The sequence below is a fragment of the Herbiconiux moechotypicola genome (assembly GCF_024979255.1).
Lineage (GTDB): Bacteria > Actinomycetota > Actinomycetes > Actinomycetales > Microbacteriaceae > Herbiconiux > Herbiconiux moechotypicola.
Genome location: NZ_JANLCN010000007.1, coordinates 50,859 through 67,076 on the forward strand (window position 1 = coordinate 50,859; position 16,218 = coordinate 67,076).

19 protein-coding genes are annotated in these 16,218 nt (G+C 69.3%); 17 read left to right on the forward strand and 2 right to left on the reverse strand.

What is annotated here, in order from left to right:
* Entirely contained in the window at positions 1–852 is an 852-nt protein-coding gene (map, locus tag N1031_RS12335; protein WP_259479972.1) for a type I methionyl aminopeptidase, read from the forward strand.
* A gap of 34 nt (positions 853–886) precedes the next feature.
* Here the strand turns inward: map and N1031_RS12340 are convergent, their stop codons facing one another.
* Positions 887–2,797, reverse strand: coding sequence for a BglG family transcription antiterminator (locus N1031_RS12340; RefSeq protein WP_259479974.1), 1,911 nt, complete (start codon positions 2,795–2,797; stop codon positions 887–889).
* Positions 2,798–2,917: 120 nt separating this feature from the next.
* Between N1031_RS12340 and N1031_RS12345 the strand changes: the two genes are divergently transcribed.
* The 16 genes from N1031_RS12345 (at position 2,918) to glmM (ending at position 15,197) form a co-directional block, all read left to right on the forward strand.
* On the forward strand, positions 2,918–3,265 hold the full coding sequence (locus N1031_RS12345) for a PTS sugar transporter subunit IIB (protein WP_259479976.1): 348 nt from the start codon (positions 2,918–2,920) through the stop codon (positions 3,263–3,265).
* A 13-nt stretch (positions 3,266–3,278) separates the two neighbouring features.
* Positions 3,279–3,548, forward strand: a complete 270-nt coding sequence (locus N1031_RS12350) for an HPr family phosphocarrier protein (protein ID WP_259479977.1) — start codon at positions 3,279–3,281, stop codon at positions 3,546–3,548.
* Between the two features lie 68 nt (positions 3,549–3,616).
* The gene (gene ptsP / locus N1031_RS12355) at positions 3,617–5,215 is read left to right on the forward strand and encodes a phosphoenolpyruvate--protein phosphotransferase (RefSeq protein ID WP_375163641.1); all 1,599 of its coding nucleotides are present in this window, start codon (positions 3,617–3,619) and stop codon (positions 5,213–5,215) included.
* Positions 5,216–5,288: 73 nt separating this feature from the next.
* Entirely contained in the window at positions 5,289–6,881 is a 1,593-nt protein-coding gene (locus tag N1031_RS12360; RefSeq protein ID WP_259479979.1) for a PTS mannitol transporter subunit IIBC, read from the forward strand.
* A gap of 25 nt (positions 6,882–6,906) precedes the next feature.
* Entirely contained in the window at positions 6,907–7,338 is a 432-nt protein-coding gene (locus N1031_RS12365; protein WP_259479980.1) for a PTS mannitol transporter subunit IIA, read from the forward strand.
* Between the two features lie 18 nt (positions 7,339–7,356).
* Positions 7,357–8,508 carry a mannitol-1-phosphate 5-dehydrogenase gene (locus N1031_RS12370; protein ID WP_259479981.1) on the forward strand — a complete coding sequence of 384 codons (1,152 nt, stop codon included), beginning with the start codon at positions 7,357–7,359 and terminating at the stop codon, positions 8,506–8,508.
* 110 nt (positions 8,509–8,618) lie between these two features.
* Entirely contained in the window at positions 8,619–8,840 is a 222-nt protein-coding gene (gene infA, locus N1031_RS12375) for a translation initiation factor IF-1 (RefSeq protein WP_022883252.1), read from the forward strand.
* A 69-nt stretch (positions 8,841–8,909) separates the two neighbouring features.
* Positions 8,910–9,026: a 50S ribosomal protein L36 gene (gene rpmJ / locus N1031_RS12380; protein ID WP_022898361.1), complete on the forward strand. Its 117-nt coding sequence runs from the start codon at positions 8,910–8,912 to the stop codon at positions 9,024–9,026.
* 124 nt (positions 9,027–9,150) lie between these two features.
* Positions 9,151–9,528: a 30S ribosomal protein S13 gene (gene rpsM / locus N1031_RS12385; protein WP_171703640.1), complete on the forward strand. Its 378-nt coding sequence runs from the start codon at positions 9,151–9,153 to the stop codon at positions 9,526–9,528.
* Between the two features lie 31 nt (positions 9,529–9,559).
* On the forward strand, positions 9,560–9,958 hold the full coding sequence (gene rpsK / locus N1031_RS12390; RefSeq protein WP_022896808.1) for a 30S ribosomal protein S11: 399 nt from the start codon (positions 9,560–9,562) through the stop codon (positions 9,956–9,958).
* A gap of 127 nt (positions 9,959–10,085) precedes the next feature.
* Positions 10,086–11,075: a DNA-directed RNA polymerase subunit alpha gene (locus N1031_RS12395; RefSeq protein WP_259480000.1), complete on the forward strand. Its 990-nt coding sequence runs from the start codon at positions 10,086–10,088 to the stop codon at positions 11,073–11,075.
* Between the two features lie 56 nt (positions 11,076–11,131).
* A complete protein-coding gene (gene rplQ, locus N1031_RS12400; RefSeq protein ID WP_259480002.1) occupies positions 11,132–11,713 on the forward strand; it encodes a 50S ribosomal protein L17 in 582 nt (193 codons plus the stop codon).
* Between the two features lie 70 nt (positions 11,714–11,783).
* Complete coding sequence (locus N1031_RS12405) at positions 11,784–12,665, forward strand: tRNA pseudouridine synthase A (protein ID WP_259480004.1); 882 nt, start codon at positions 11,784–11,786, stop codon at positions 12,663–12,665.
* A 162-nt stretch (positions 12,666–12,827) separates the two neighbouring features.
* On the forward strand, positions 12,828–13,274 hold the full coding sequence (rplM, locus tag N1031_RS12410; RefSeq protein ID WP_259480006.1) for a 50S ribosomal protein L13: 447 nt from the start codon (positions 12,828–12,830) through the stop codon (positions 13,272–13,274).
* 46 nt (positions 13,275–13,320) lie between these two features.
* On the forward strand, positions 13,321–13,806 hold the full coding sequence (rpsI, locus tag N1031_RS12415; RefSeq protein WP_259480008.1) for a 30S ribosomal protein S9: 486 nt from the start codon (positions 13,321–13,323) through the stop codon (positions 13,804–13,806).
* A 26-nt stretch (positions 13,807–13,832) separates the two neighbouring features.
* A complete protein-coding gene (gene glmM, locus N1031_RS12420) occupies positions 13,833–15,197 on the forward strand; it encodes a phosphoglucosamine mutase (RefSeq protein ID WP_259480010.1) in 1,365 nt (454 codons plus the stop codon).
* Between the two features lie 33 nt (positions 15,198–15,230).
* Here the strand turns inward: glmM and coaA are convergent, their stop codons facing one another.
* Positions 15,231–16,181 carry a type I pantothenate kinase gene (gene coaA, locus N1031_RS12425; protein ID WP_259480011.1) on the reverse strand — a complete coding sequence of 317 codons (951 nt, stop codon included), beginning with the start codon at positions 16,179–16,181 and terminating at the stop codon, positions 15,231–15,233.
* Positions 16,182–16,218: the final 37 nt, after the last annotated feature.

Below are 16,218 nucleotides of genomic sequence, written 5' to 3' on the forward strand. Positions count from 1 at the left end.
ATGATCGGGCGTAAGAAGGGCATCTACAAGACACCCGCCGAACTGCGGCTGATGGTCGAGCCTGGACTCGTGACCTCCGCCTCGCTGGAGGCCGTGCGCGCCGCGATCCGCCCGGGCATCACGACGCTCGAGCTGGACCGCATCGCGGACGAGGCGATCCGGGCGCGCGGGGGAGTGTCGAACTTCCAGATGGTGCCGGGCTACGCGCACACCGTGTGCACCTCGGTGAATGACGACATCGTGCATGGGATCCCCGGCGACCGGGTGCTGCAGCCCGGCGACATTGTGTCGATCGACAGCGGAGCCGACGTGGGCGGCTGGAACGGCGACTCCGCCATCACGATCGTGCTCGACGACCCGTCTCGGCCGGAGCTTGTGGCCGAGCGACAGCTGCTCTCCGAGGTCACCGAGCAGGCGCTCTGGCACGGCATCGCCCGCCTCGCGAGCGCCCGGCACCTCAACGAGGTGGGGGAGGCGATCGAGGAGTTCGTGGAGTCGCACCCGTCGGTGGCATCGGGAGCCGTGTACGGCATCCTGACCGACTACATCGGGCACGGCATCGGCCGCAGCATGCACGAAGAGCCGCCCGTGTTCAACTACCGGGTGCGCCAGCGGGGCCCCGAGGTGAAGCCCGGGCTCGTGGTGGCGATCGAGCCGATGATCACGGCCGGCACCACGGAGACCTACACCCGCGACGACGACTGGACCGTCGCCTCGGCCGACGGCAGCATGGCCTCCCACTGGGAGCACTCCGTCGCCGTGCACGCCGACGGCATCTGGGTGCTCACCTCCCCCGACGGCGGCGCCTCGGCCCTCGCCCCCCTCGGAATCACCCCCGTCCCCATCCCCTGACCCTGACGGCGACGTACCGCTGCCCGATCGCGGGTCAGGTGTCCATGATGTGGACGAGTTCGTCGATGAAGGAGGGGAAGTCGGTGGCGCGGCGCACGATGCGCTGCACGTCGTCGCGGTCGGAGAAGACTTCGACGAGCTGGTCGAACACCGACTGGAAGGCGCGGCGCCCGCCCTCGCTGAAGGCGATGAGGGCGATCACGTTGACGCGGTTCTCGCCCCAAGCCATCGGCGTCTCGTTCACCACGATCGCGATGGCGGTGCGCGACGCGCTCATCGACATGGCGTGCGGCACCGCGATGGTGTCGGTGAACGCGGTCGACGACATCGCCTCACGCTCGATCGCACCCTCCACGTAGCTGGAGTCGATCACGCCGAGCGCCTCCATCGACGCGCCGAGCGAGCGGATCATCGCCGCCTCCGATCCCGCGTGCAGATTGCGCCAGAACAGCCGCTCGTCGAAGTACTGCAGCAGCTGGTCCTTGATCTCCATGCGCCGCCGGTGCCGCCGCACCGTGGTGATCGCCCGGCGCACCGCCTCCACATCGGCGTCGGTGAGGAACGGCTGGATGACCACCACGTTGTCGCGCGCCGCCGGCACGGGGATGGTGGTGACGACGATGTCCGACGACAGCGCCGACCAGTCCACGTCGGCCCGCGTGATGACCACGTCGACCTGCAGCTCGCCACCGAGCTCGGCCTCGAGCTTCTTGCGCAGCATGAGGTGCATGTCGTAGTACCCCGGGCACACGATCGCGCAGCTCACGCGCTCCTCGCGCAGGTTCTGCCGCTCCAGGTACGACCCCACGTGCAGCGCGATGTAGGCGATCTCGTCGTCGTTCACCGTGATGGCGTGCCGCCGCTGCACCTGGCTCGCGATGAACACCGCGAGCTCGTAGATCATGGGGTACGACCCCTTGATCGACCGCGTCATGGGGTTGCGCGAGTACGAGTTCTCCGCGGCACGCGCCACCAGGTTCCGGATGTGCAACGACAGCCGCACGATGAAGTCCTCGTCGTCGAGGTCGACCAGGTACTCCTCGCTCGCCAGCGCGACGATGCGCCGCATGTCGGCCAGGTCGTCGGGGTCGAGGTAGCTGTCGGCGATGCTCTCGGCGCTCTCGTCGTGGCCGGGAGTGAGCACCCGCGTGGTGAGCAGCACCGAGAGGTACACCAGCTCGCGGCGCCCGAGGCCCGAGCCGAAGTGGGAGCGCACGAGCGCGTCGAGCTGATCGGCGATCGACCGGATGGTCTCCGAGAGCTCCGACTCGTCGGCGATGTCGATGGGCTGGTTCTTGGCCGCGCGGTCGACCGCGATCGCCAGGTGCAGCAGCACGTTGTTGATCGAGTACTCGTTGACGAAGTAGCCGTTGCCGTCGAGCATCGTGAGCAACGACGACTTGAACGCGGCGAGGTTCTTCGACGAGAACTCCCGCTGGATGTTCTCGAGGTCGAGGAAGCCCTGCGCGCTCTCGTCGCGGAAGATGCGGCTGAGCAGCCGCCGCCGGTTGAGCTCGCTGCCCTCGAGGGTCACGACCGAGCCTCGGCGCACGAGCGAGAGGCCCGCCTCCTCGACGAGAAGCTTCGCCTTGCGGAGGTCGGACTCGACGGTCGATTCGCTCACGTACAGCTCAGCGGCGATCTCGTACACGTCGATGCCCGTGGGGGAGTCGCCGAGCCGCCGGATGACGTGGTGCACCCGCTCGCGGGGCGCATCCCGTGACCGCAGCCCGCCCACGAACGAGGCGTAGGCCTCGCGGTTGAGGCGGTAGCCGCTGGTGGAGGAGGCGATGACGTCGAGCGGCTTCGCGGCCGACTTCACGCTCGTCACGTAGCTGCGCACGCTGCGGGTGGTGACGCCGAGCCGGTCCGCGAGTTCTCCGGCCGTCACCCAATCGTCGGTCTCGGCCAGGAACTCCAGCAGTCTCTCGTGCTTCGCACTCATTACCCCCACAGCCTAAACGCTGGCGGCGGCCTTCCGGGGGTGCGGAAGGAAAGCTGCTGGATGCGTGTGCATGGTTGGCCGACGATGGTACAGATCGAAGCAGAACGCGAGGAGGCGTGTGTGGACAAGGTGCTCATCATCTGCGGTGCAGGAGCATCGAGCACGTTCCTCGCACTTCGGGTGCGCCGCGTCCTGCGGGCGCGCGGACTCGATCTGACCGTCGAGGCCGGCACGGTGCCGGACCTGGACGACCGGATCGGCGCCACCGACGTTCTGCTGGTCGGCCCCCACCTCGGAGAGCAGTTCGGCACCCTGCACGAACGCGCCGCCCGGGAGGGTGTCCCGGCCGCGCTCCTTCCCGACACGGCGTTCGGGCCGGAGGGCGCCGAGCAGACGGCCGACCTCGTGACCGGGCTGCTCGACGCACCGCGCGGCCCGCACCACACGCTCAAGGCAGAGCAGATCTAAGGAGATAGCGACCATGGCACAACGAACCGTCGAACTGGCGTCCGCCCACGGACTCCACGCGCGCCCCGCGACCCTCTTCACCCAAGCCGTCGCCAAGGCCGGTGTTCCCGTCACCATCGCCAAGGGCGAGGGCAAGGCCGTGAACGCCGCGAGCATCCTCGGTGTCATCTCCCTCGGCATCGAGCAGGGCGACACGGTCACGTTGGTCTCCGACGCCCCCTCGTCCGACGAGCTGCTCGACGAGCTCGCCACTCTCCTCGCCACCGACCTGGACGCCGAGTGATGGCCGCCGCGACCCACCTCTCCGGCACCGGCATCGGCCGGGGCATCGCCGTCGGCACCGTGCTCCGGATGCCCGACCCCCTCCCCGAGCCGGCCGACACCCCGAGCACGCTGAGTGCCGACGCCGAGAAAGAGCGCGCCCGCGCCTCCCTCGCCGCCACGGCCGCCATCATCCGTCACCGCGGCGAGCGGGCCGGCGGTTCCGCCAAGGACGTGCTCGAGGCCCAGGCCTTCATGGCCGAAGACCCCACGCTGATCGACGACATCGGCGTGCGCATCGACGGCGGCAAGACCGCTGAGCGCGCCGTGTTCGAAGCCTTCGCCTCCTTCCGCGACCTGCTCGTGAGCATGGGCGGCTACATGGGCGAGCGCGCCACCGACCTCGACGACGTGTCGCAGCGCGTGGTGGCCCACCTGCGCGGCGTGCCCGCACCCGGCGTGCCCGACCCCGAGCATCCCTTCATCCTCGTCGCTCGCGACCTCGCGCCGGCCGACACCGCCCTGCTCGACCTCGACAAGGTGCTCGCGCTCGTCACCAGCGACGGCGGACCCACCTCACACACCGCCATCCTCGCCCGCGAGAAGTCGATCGTGGCGATCGTGGGCGTGAAGGATGCGCTCACGCTGGCCGACGGCACCGAGGTCGTGGTCGACGCCGCCTCGGGCGCCGTGACGGTGAACCCGGATGCGGATGCGCGCGCCGCCGCCGAGGCCAAGGCTGCGGAGATCGCCGCGACCCGCGACGCCGCCACCGGCCCCGGACACCTCGCCGACGGCACCGCCGTGCCGCTGCTGGCGAACCTCGGCTCCGCCGACGGCGCCGAGGACGCGCTGGAGAAGGGGGCGGAGGGCGTGGGCCTGTTCCGCACCGAGTTCCTCTTCCTCGATGCCGCGACCGCTCCCACCGTGGAGGAGCAGAAGGCGCAGTACGTGCGACTGCTGCAGGCCTTCGCCGGCAAGAAGGTGGTCGTGCGCGCCCTCGACGCCGGAGCCGACAAGCCGCTGAGCTTCCTCAACGACGCCTCGGAGGAGAACCCCGCCCTGGGGCTCCGGGGCCTCCGCGCCCTGCGCGCCAACGAGCCGATCCTGCGAGACCAGCTCACCGCCCTGGCGGCGGCCGACGCCGAGACCGAGGCCGACCTCTGGGTGATGGCCCCGATGGTCTCGACGGTCGAGGAGACCCGCTACTTCACGGCGCTCGCGCGCCAGCTCGGCCTCAAGACGGCCGGGGTGATGGTGGAGGTGCCCTCGTCGGCCCTGCTCGCCGACCGCATCCTGGTCGACGCCGACTTCGCCTCCATCGGCACCAACGACCTCACGCAGTACACCCTCGCCGCCGACCGCCTGCTCGGCTCGGTCGCCTCGTTCCAGGACCCGTGGCACCCCGCAGTGCTGAAGCTCGTGGGCGAGGTGGGCAAGGCCGGCCGTGCGTCGGGCAAGCCCGTGGGCATCTGCGGCGAGGCGGCGGCCGACCCGCTGCTCGCGGTCGTGCTCGTGGGCCTCGGCGCCACCACGCTCTCCATGTCGCCGTCTGCGCTCGCCGACGTGCGGGCCGAGCTCGGGCAGTACACGCTCGAGCAGGCCACCGCGTTCGCCGAGCTCGCGCTCACCGCGTCGAGCGCCGTCGAGGCCCGCGCCGCGGTCACCGCCGCTGCCGCGGCGAAGTGAGACCAGCACCACCCCGCACCCCCTACCTCGCACCACCCCTGAACACCATCACAGAAGAAACGGAGAAGCCGTCATGACAACGACGTCACCCACCAAGCCGGGAGGGGCACGGGTTCGCGTTCAGCGATTCGGTACCTTCCTCTCGGGCATGGTCATGCCCAACATCCCCGCGTTCATCGCCTGGGGCCTCATCACCAGCCTCTTCATCGCTACCGGCTGGCTGCCGAACGGCATCCTCGGCGGCTTCGGCAACGCCGACCTGATCGGCTGGCAGGGCGCTGCGACCGCCCTCGCGCAGGCCGAGGACGGCACCACCTTCCCGCAGTACGTGGGTCTGGTCGGGCCGATGATCACCTACCTGCTGCCCCTGCTCATCGCGAACACCGGTGGCCGCATGGTCTACGGCGCCCGCGGCGGCGTGGTCGGCACCATCGCGACCATGGGTGTGATCGTCGGCGCCTCGGTGCCGATGTTCATCGGGGCCATGATCATGGGCCCGCTCGGCGCGTGGCTGATCAAGCAGGTCGACAAGATCTGGGCCGGCAAGATCAAGGCCGGCTTCGAGATGCTGGTCGACAACTTCTCGGCGGGCATCCTGGCCGGCGCGCTCGCGATCGCCGGGTTCTTCGGCATCGCCCCGGTCATCCAGGCCCTCTCGGCCGCCCTCGAGGCCGCCGTGAACTGGCTGGTGACCCTGGGTCTCCTGCCGCTCGCGTCGATCTTCGTCGAGCCGGGCAAGGTGCTCTTCCTCAACAACGCCATCAACCACGGCGTGTTCACCCCGCTGGGCATCCAGCAGGTGGAGCAGACCGGCAAGTCGATCCTCTTCCTCATCGAGGCGAACCCCGGCCCCGGCCTCGGCATCCTGCTCGCCTTCGCGATCTTCGGCATCGGCCTGGCCAAGGCGAGCGCGCCCGGTGCGGCGATCATCCAGTTCTTCGGCGGCATCCACGAGATCTACTTCCCGTACGTGCTGTCGAAGCCGCTCACCATCCTGGCCGCGATCGCCGGTGGCGCCACGGGCGTGCTGGTGAACGTGCTCTTCCAGACCGGCCTCCGCGCTCCGGCTTCGCCCGGCTCGATCATCGCGATCCTCGCCATGACCGCTCCCGACAGCTACGTGGGCGTCATCCTCTCGGTCATCCTCTCGGCGACCGTGTCGTTCCTCATCACCGCGGTCATCCTGCGGGCCAGCCGCAAGCGCGACCTGGAGAAGGGCGACGCCGCGGGCGACCTGTCGGCCGCCATCGCGCAGACCGAGGCGAACAAGGGCAAGGAGTCGAGCGTGCTCGGCAACCTGCGCGCCGAGGGCGTGCCGGCCGGCGACGCCGAGGTGGTGGCCGAGGAGACCTCGCTGCTCACCGACACCCGTCCGATCAAGAACATCGTGTTCGCCTGCGACGCGGGGATGGGGTCGAGCGCCATGGGCGCATCGGTGCTCCGCAATAAGATCAAGAAGGCCGGCATCGACGGGGTGACCGTCGTGAACAAGGCGATCGCGAGCCTGGAGGACGACGTCGACCTCGTCATCACCCAGCGCGAGCTGACTCCGCGGGCGCAGCAGCGCACGCCGAGCGCCGAGCACGTGTCGGTGGACAACTTCATGAACAGCCCCCGCTACGACGAGGTCGTGGCCAAGCTGAAGGAACAGAGCGGCGCCGAGTAGGCGTCGCGAGCAGAGGGAGAGGCCCATGTCCGTTCTGGAACCGTCGCAGATCAACCTGTCGGGTGCCGCGAAGACGAAGGATGACGCGATCGCCGAGGCGGCCGCCATCCTCGTGGCCGCGGGTGCCGTCACCGGCGACTACCTCGAGTACATGCTGCAGCGCGAGGCGACGGTCTCGACGTACATGGGCAACTTCCTCGCCATCCCGCACGGCACGAACGAGGGCAAGGACACGATCCTCGCCTCCGCGCTCTCGTTCGTGCGGTACGACGAGGCGCTCGACTGGGGCGGCGAAGAGGTGCGCTTCGTGGTCGGCATCGCCGGCAAGGAGGGCGGGCACATGGAGATCCTCACGAAGATCGCCATCGTGTTCAGCGACGAGGACGAGGTGGCGAGGCTGCTCGCCGCCGGCAGCGCCGACGAGGTGCTCGAGATCCTCGGCGACATCAACGAGTAAGAGAATCAGGGAGCACCCATGAAGGCCGTCCACTTCGGCGCAGGCAACATCGGACGAGGGTTCGTGGGGCTCATCCTCCACGACGCCGGCTACGAGCTCGTCTTCGCCGACGTGAACGCGGGGCTGATCGACGCGCTCGCCGCCAGCACCTCCTACCAGGTGCACGCGGTCGGCGAGAACGCGTCGACCAGCACCGTGACGAACTACCGCGCCCTGAACAGCGGCACCGACGAGGATGCGGTGGTCGCCGAGATCGCGACGGCCGACATCGTGACCACGGCGGTCGGCCCCACCATCCTGAAGTTCGTGGCGCCGGTGATCGCCCGCGCACTGGCCGCACGCGACGCCGCGCTCCCGCCCCTGGCGGTCATGGCGTGCGAGAACGCCATCAACGCCACCGACCTGCTGCGCGCTGAGGTGGTGAGCCGGCTCGACGGTGGCGAAGGGTCGCCGGCTCTCGACCGCGCCGTCTTCGCCAACACCGCGGTCGACCGCATCGTGCCGAACCAGGCTCCGGATGCGGGCCTCGACGTGACGGTGGAGGACTTCTTCGAGTGGGCGATCGAGGAGGGGCCGTTCGGCGCCGCCGTGCCGGTCATCCCCGACGCGCACTTCGTGCCCGAGCTCGCGCCGTACATCGAGCGGAAGCTCTTCACCGTCAACACCGGCCACGCCACCACCGCTTACCACGGCTGGGTGGAGGGGGCGACGACGCTCGCCGACGCCCTCTCGATCCCCGAGGTGTTCGCCGAGGTGAAGGCGGTGCTCGAGGAGACCAAGGCGCTCCTGGTGGCCAAGCACGAGTTCGATCCGGCCACCCAGGAGGCGTACCTGGAGAAGAACCTGGTGCGCTTCGCCAATCCCTACCTCTCCGACACTCCTGAGCGTGTGGGCCGGCAGCCGCTGCGCAAGATCTCGCGCCACGAACGGTTCATCGGGCCCGCCGCCGAGCTCGCCGAGCGGGGGCTGCCCACGGAGGCGCTGTTGCGGGCGGTGCGCTCCGCCCTGCGCTTTGACGCGCCGAGCGACCCGCAGACCGCCGAGCTCGCCGAGAAGCTGTCGACCCTCCCACCCGAGGCCTTCGCCGAGGAGGTGTGCGGCATCGCCCCCGGGCATCCGCTCTTCGCCGCGCTGGTGGGCACTATACGATCGGTCGACGCGTTCCGCTGATTGTCAAGCGGCGTTTCTTCGTGTAAGCTCGATCTTTGGTGTTTTCGGCCCATTTTGCATGAGCCGATCTCCGCATGACCAGCACATCCAATTTTAGTGACAGTGAGGCTATGGCCAAGAAAGACGGTGTAATCGAGATCGAGGGCGCAGTCGTCGAAGCTCTCCCCAACGCGATGTTCCGCGTGGAGCTGACGAACGGCCACAAGGTTCTCGCCCACATCTCGGGCAAGATGCGCCAGCACTACATCCGCATCCTCCCCGAGGACCGCGTGATCGTGGAGCTGAGCCCCTACGACCTCACCCGTGGCCGGATCGTCTACCGCTACAAGTAGGACGCTGCTGGAAAGTAACGGCCGAGCGGCACCCCGCACGGTACGAGGACAGCGAAGAAAGAAACGAACATGAAGGTCAACCCCAGCGTCAAGCCCATCTGCGAGCACTGCCGCGTCATCCGCCGCAACGGCCGCGTGATGGTCATCTGCAAGTCGAACCCGCGTCACAAGCAGCGCCAGGGCTAGTCCCACCCATACAACGGCAGTGCCAGAAGCGGCCCGGTGCGAACCGGGCCGTGGACACCCCCGGTAGGAGGCCGGGGCACAGGCACTGTCGCAGACCTCCACTCATCACCAGGAGATAGCCGCCATGGCACGTCTAGCAGGAGTCGACATCCCCCGCGACAAGCGCGTGGAAGTCGCACTGACCTACATCTACGGGGTGGGCCGCACGCGCGCGCTCAAGACCCTCGCCGACACCGAGATCTCGGGCGACATCCGCGTCAAAGACCTCACCGACGACCAGCTCGTCGCCCTCCGCGACTACATCGAGGGCAACTACAAGGTGGAGGGTGACCTCCGCCGCGAGGTCGCCGCCGACATCCGCCGCAAGGTCGAGATCGGCTCGTACGAGGGCGTCCGCCACCGTAAGGGCCTCCCGGTCCGCGGTCAGCGCACCAAGACCAACGCTCGCACCCGCAAGGGCCCGAAGCGCACCGTCGCCGGCAAGAAGAAGGCCGGCCGCTAAGAGCGCCGACTGACAGGACCAGGAGAGAATTATGGCAACCCCCAAGTCGGCCGTTCGCAAGCCGCGCAAGAAAGAGAAGAAGAACGTCGCCGTGGGCCAGGCCCACATCAAGTCGACCTTCAACAACACGATCGTCTCGATCACCGACACCACCGGTGCGGTCATCAGCTGGGCCTCCTCGGGTGGCGTCGGCTTCAAGGGCTCGCGCAAGTCGACCCCGTTCGCCGCGCAGCTGGCCGCCGAGTCGGCCGCCCGCCAGGCGCAGGAGCACGGCATGAAGAAGGTCGACGTGTTCGTGAAGGGTCCGGGCTCCGGCCGCGAGACCGCGATCCGCTCGCTGCAGGCCGCCGGCCTCGAGGTGGGCTCGATCAACGACGTGACCCCCCAGGCGCACAACGGCTGCCGGCCGCCCAAGCGCCGTCGCGTGTGACGCCCTTTCAGCACTGAACCACCGGCAGAGCACGTTCGTCGTGCTCTGCCGGTGAAGTGGTTTCCCACAACTCAATACCTCGCCACGTGAGTGTCATATAGCGGACACTCAGCCGAAAGGAATAACAGTGCTCATTGCACAGCGCCCCACTCTCACCGAGGAGAACATCTCGGAGTTCCGCTCGCGGTTCGTCATCGAGCCGCTGGAGCCCGGCTTCGGCTACACCCTCGGCAACTCGCTCCGCCGCACCCTGCTCTCGTCGATCCCCGGCGCGGCCGTGACGAGCATCCGCATCGACGGCGTGCTGCACGAGTTCTCCACCATCCCCGGGGTGAAGGAGGACGTGACCGAGATCATCCTCAACGTCAAGGGCCTCGTCGTCTCCTCCGAGCACGACGAGCCGATCACCGCCTACCTCCGCAAGCACGCGGCAGGCGAGGTCACCGCGGCCGACATCTCGGCCCCGGCCGGTGTGGAGATCCACAACCCCGAGCTGGTCATCGCCACACTCAACGACAAGGCGAAGTTCGAGCTCGAGCTCATCATCGAGCGCGGCCGCGGCTACGTGTCGGCCACCCAGAACCGCAGCGAGTTCTCCGAGGCGGGCCAGATTCCGATCGACTCGATCTACTCGCCCGTGCTGAAGGTCACCTACCGCGTCGAGGCCACCCGTGCCGGCGAGCGCACCGACTTCGACCGCCTCGTGGTCGACGTCGAGACGAAGCCGGCCATCTCGCCGCGCGACGCCATCGCGTCGGCCGGCCGCACGCTCACAGAGCTGTTCGGTCTGGCACGCGAGCTCAACTCGGCCGCCGAGGGCATCGAGATCGGCCCCGCGCCGGTCGACGCCGTTCTCTCCTCCGAGCTCTCGGTTCCGATCGAAGACCTCGACCTGTCGGTGCGCTCGTACAACTGCCTCAAGCGCGAGGGTATCAACACCGTCTCGGAGCTCGTCGCGCTCAGCGAGACCCAGCTCATGAACATCCGCAACTTCGGCCAGAAGTCGGTCGACGAGGTGAAGGACAAGCTCGTCGAGCTCGGCCTGTCGCTGAAGGACACGGTTCCCGGGTTCGACGGCGCGCACTTCTACGGCGGCTACGACGACGAGAACGTCTGAGACGCCCCGTCACCGCTGACCAACCCGACAACCTGACCCACACCTGGAGATAAGACATGCCCAAGCCGACCAAGGGACCCCGTCTCGGCGGCGGACCGGCGCACGAGCGCCTTCTGCTCGCCAACCTGGCTGCCGCTCTGTTCACCCACAAGAGCATCAAGACCACCGAGACCAAGGCGAAGCGGATGCGTCCGCTGGCCGAGCGCCTCATCACCTTCGCCAAGCGCGGTGACCTGCACGCCCGTCGTCGCGTGCTCGCGGTGATCGGCGACAAGGCCGTCGTGCACGAGCTCTTCACCGAGATCGCCCCGCTCGTCGCGGAGCGCGACGGTGGCTACACCCGCATCACCAAGCTCGGCTTCCGCAAGGGCGACAACGCCTCGATGGTGCAGATCGAGCTCGTGCTCGAGCCCGTCGTGGCCAAGAGCAAGCCGGCCGCCAAGGCCGCCGCTCCGGCTGCGCCCGCCGAGGAGGTCGTCGAGGAGGCTCCTGTCGAGGAGACCGCCGCCGACGAGGCTCCCGCGGAGGAGACCGACGCTGCGGAGACCGAGGCTGCTGAGGCCGAGGCGACCGAGCCCGAGGCTGAGGCCGCGGCCGACGAGGCTCCCGCCGAGACCGAGGAGAAGGACGCCAAGTAGCGTCCCGCCCCACCGCACGACGGCCCCGCATCCGAGAGGATGACGGGGCCGTCGTCGTAGGATGGCACGCGTGATCGACGCGCCGGGCCTCCACCGCATCCGGCTCGACCTGGCCTACGACGGCACCGCCTTCTCGGGCTGGGCCCGGCAGCCGGGTCTGCGCACGGTGCAGGGTGTAGTCGAAGAGGTGCTCGCGACGCTCTTCCGCCGGCATCCGCCCGCGCCGCTCGTGACGGTCGCCGGGCGCACCGACGCGGGCGTGCACGCGAGCGGCCAGGTGGCCCACCTCGACCTCGGCGAGGTCGCGTTGGAGAGTCTCGCCCGCCGGAGCGACGGCCGGGCGCTCCCTCCGGAAGCCCTGGCGCGCATCCTGGAGAGCCGGATGAACGGGGTGCTGGGCGCCGACTCCGACGTGGTGGTGCACCGCAGCTCGCTCGCCCCCGCGGGCTTCGACGCCCGGTTCTCGGCGGTGTGGCGGCGCTACGAGTACCGGGTCGCCGACCCGCGCACCCCCCGTGACCCGCTCACGCGGCATCGGGTGGTGCGGCACCCGGCCGAGCTCGACGTGGAGGCGATGGACGTGGCCGCCGCCGCCCTGCTCGGGCTGCACGACTACGGCAGCTTCTGCAAGCCGCGCGAGGGCTCGACCACGATCCGCACCCTGCAGGCGTTCCGGTGGCGACGCGATGGGTCGGGCGTGCTCGTCGCGCAGCTGCAGGCCGACGCCTTCTGTCACAGCATGGTGCGCGCCCTGGTCGGCTCGACCGTGGCGGTGGGCGCGGGAACGCTCAGCGGGGAGGAGCTGGTCGCGCTTCGCGATGCCGCAGAGCGCACCAGCCGCTTCCTGGTGATGCCCGCGAAGGGTCTGGTGCTCACCGAGGTGGGCTACCCCGACGACGAGGAACTCGGGATACGGGCCGAGCAGACGAGGGCGCGTCGCGAGCTCGGTTGACCGCCGGGGTGGTATCGCGTATTCTCTTTCTTTGGTGTGCGTGCTTTGCTGCGCGTGCATCCGATGTTGAGCCCTCCACTGGGGCGTTCCCGGCCATCGGCCGCGAACTCCTCCCGGAGCGGGATTCACGAACTCCTCACTCGAACAGAAAGCAGCACTACTGTGACGCGCACCTACACCCCGAAGGCCAGTGAGATCCAGCGCGGCTGGGTCGTCATCGACGCCACCGACGTCGTTCTCGGCCGCCTGGCCAGCCACGCCGCCGCCATCCTCCGCGGCAAGAACAAGGCCACCTTCACCCCGCACATGGACATGGGCGACTTCGTCATCATCGTGAACGCCGACAAGGTGGCGCTCACCGGTGCGAAGGCCGCGCAGAAGAAGGCCTACCGTCACTCGGGCTACCCGGGTGGTCTCAAGGCGGTCGGTTACGCCGAGCTGCTCGAGAAGAACCCCGAGCGCGCGGTCGAGAAGGCCATCCGCGGCATGCTCCCCAAGACCGCCCTCGGTCGCGACCAGTTCCGCAAGCTCAAGGTGTACGCCGGCGCCGAGCACCCGCACGCCGCGCAGCAGCCCACCCCGTACACCCTCGACCAGGTCGCCCAGTAGCGTCCCGCGTTCGCTCAGAGACTCAGACAACAAAGGACTTATCACCGTGGCGAAGATCGCAGACCAGATTGACGTGGCTCCCGAGAGCTACTCCACCGAGACCCCGGCCGAAGAGGCGCCCCGTGCGCCCCGCGCCGTCCTGAACGTGTCCGGCGGTGCCGTCGGCCGTCGCAAGCAGGCCATCGCCCGCGTGCGCCTCGTGCCCGGCGCCGGCACCCTCACGGTCAACGGCCGTGAGTTCGCGGACTACTTCCCGAACAAGCTGCACCAGCAGCTCATCACCGACCCCTTCAAGGTGCTCGACCTCATCGGCTCCTACGACGTGGTCGCGAAGATCACCGGCGGCGGCCCCTCGGGCCAGGCGGGCGCCCTGCGCCTCGCCATCGCGCGCGCTCTCAACGAGATCGACCGCGAGAACAACCGCCCGCAGCTGAAGAAGGCCGGCTTCCTCACCCGTGACGCCCGCGTCATCGAGCGCAAGAAGGCCGGTCTCAAGAAGGCGCGCAAGGCCTCGCAGTTCTCGAAGCGCTGATCGCACTTCGGCTCTACGCTTAGCCTATGGCTCGCCTTTTCGGCACCGACGGGGTGCGTGGGCTCGCGAACCAGGACGTCACCGCAGACCTCGCCTTGCGCATCGCGCAGGCGGGGTCGCGGGTTCTGGGCGCGGCCGCCCGTGACGCCGGGCGGCGCCCGGTCGCGGTGGTCGCGCGCGACCCCCGCCAGTCCGGCGACTTCATCGCCGCCGCCGTCTCGGCCGGGTTCGCCGCGTCCGGCGTCGACGTGCTCGACGCGGGCGTGCTGCCCACCCCCGCCGCCGCCTTCCTGATCGCCGACATCGGCGCCGACTTCGGCGTCGTCATCTCGGCCTCCCACAACCCGGCGCCCGACAACGGCATCAAGTTCTTCGCGTCGGGCGGCACCAAGCTGCCCGACGACGTGGAGCTGTCGATCGAAGCGGCGCTCGAGCATCCGCCCCTCGCGCCCACCGGCGCCGGCATCGGCCGCATCCGCCGTTTCGCCGACGCAGAAGATCGCTACGTGGTGCACCTGCTCACCACCCTCACGCACCGTCTCGACGGGTTGCACGTGGTGCTCGACTGCGCCCACGGCGCCGCCGCCGGCGTCTCACCCGAGGCGTTCAGCCAGGCCGGCGCCCGCATCACCGTCATCGGCAACGATCCCGACGGCATGAACATCAACGACGGCGTGGGGTCGACTCACCTGGCGAAGCTCGCCGAGGCCGTGCTGGCCGCGGGAGCCGACGTCGGCATCGCCCACGACGGCGACGCCGACCGCTGCCTGGCGGTCGACGCCGAGGGCCGCATCGTGGACGGTGACCAGATCATGGCGATCCTGGCGATCGCCCAGGCCGAGCGCGGCGCGCTCCGCCAGGACACGCTCGTCGCGACCGTCATGTCGAACCTCGGGCTGCGCGTGGCGATGGCCCAGCACGGCATCACGATGCTCGAGACCAAGGTGGGCGACCGCTACGTGCTCGAGGCCATCAACGAGAAGAAGCTGAGCCTCGGCGGTGAGCAGTCGGGGCACATCGTGTTCGCCGACCACGCCACCACCGGCGACGGCATCCTCACCGGTCTGCAACTGCTCAGCCGCATGGCGGCCACGCGCAAGAGCCTGGCCGAGCTCGCCGGCGTGATGAAGGTCTACCCGCAGACGCTCGTGAACGTGCGCGGCGTCGATCGCGACGGAGTGGCGAACGACACCGTGCTGGCCGCCGCCGTGGCCGAGGCCGAGGCCGATCTCGGTGAGACCGGCCGCGTGCTGCTGCGCCCCTCGGGCACCGAGCCGCTCGTGCGCGTGATGGTGGAGGCGGGCGACCAGGCCACGGCCGACCGCATCGCCGAGTCGCTCGCCGAGGTGGTGCGCCAGCGCCTCTCCACCGGTGTGGAGCAGTTCGGCTGATCCGCGGGGCGATCGCTCGGGCGACCGACAGGGCTAGAGCTTTCTCAGCAGCACCTTGCTGACCTTGTGGTCGGAGTCCTTGCGCAGCACCAGCGTGGCCCGTGAGCGGGTGGGGCGGATGTTCTCCATCAGGTTGGGCAGGTTGATGGACTCCCAGATCGACCGGGCCGTGTCGCGCGCCTCGGTGTCGGACAGGCTCGCGTAGCGGTGGAAGTACGACTGCGGGTTGGCGAAGGCGCCGCGCTGCAGGTCGAGGAAGCGGCTGACGTACCAGTCGGCGATGTCGGGGGTGCGGGCGTCGACGTAGATGGAGAAGTCGAACAGGTCGCTCACCGCGAGCCGGTTGGCCGTCGGCGGCTGCAGCACGTTCAGCCCCTCCACGATGAGGATGTCGGGCTGTCGCACCACCACCTGCGCCTCGGGCACGATGTCGTAGCTGAGGTGGGAGTAGAACGGGGCGCGCACCTCGGGGTTGCCGCTCTTGACCGCGGTGACGAAGCGCAACAGCGCCCGCCGGTCGTACGACTCGGGGAAGCCCTTGCGCTGCATGAGACCGCGGCGGGCGAGCTCGGCGTTCGGCAGCAGGAACCCGTCGGTGGTGACGAGCTCGACGCGCGGGGTGTCCGACCAGCGGGCCAGCAGCTCGCGCAACAGGCGCGCGGTGGTCGACTTGCCGACAGCGACCGAGCCGGCGACGCCGATCACGAACGGCATCGACTTCGAGCGCTCGCCGAGGAAGTCGCTGGTGTCGCGGTGCAACCGCTTCGCGTTGGCCGCGTAGAGGTTGATGAGCCGGGCCAGCGGCAGGTAGACCTCGGTGACCTCGGTGAGGTCGAGCGGGTTGCCGAGACCGCGCAGCTGCACGATCTCGGTCTCCTGCAGGGGCAGCGGGGTCGACGGAGCCAGGGCGGCCCAGTGCGCCCGGTCGAACTCGCTGAACGGGCTGAACTGCGCGATTCCGGGGGTGGCGGCGGATTCGGGCATAGGACTCCATCATGCCCGATCCACCTTCCAGGGTGGG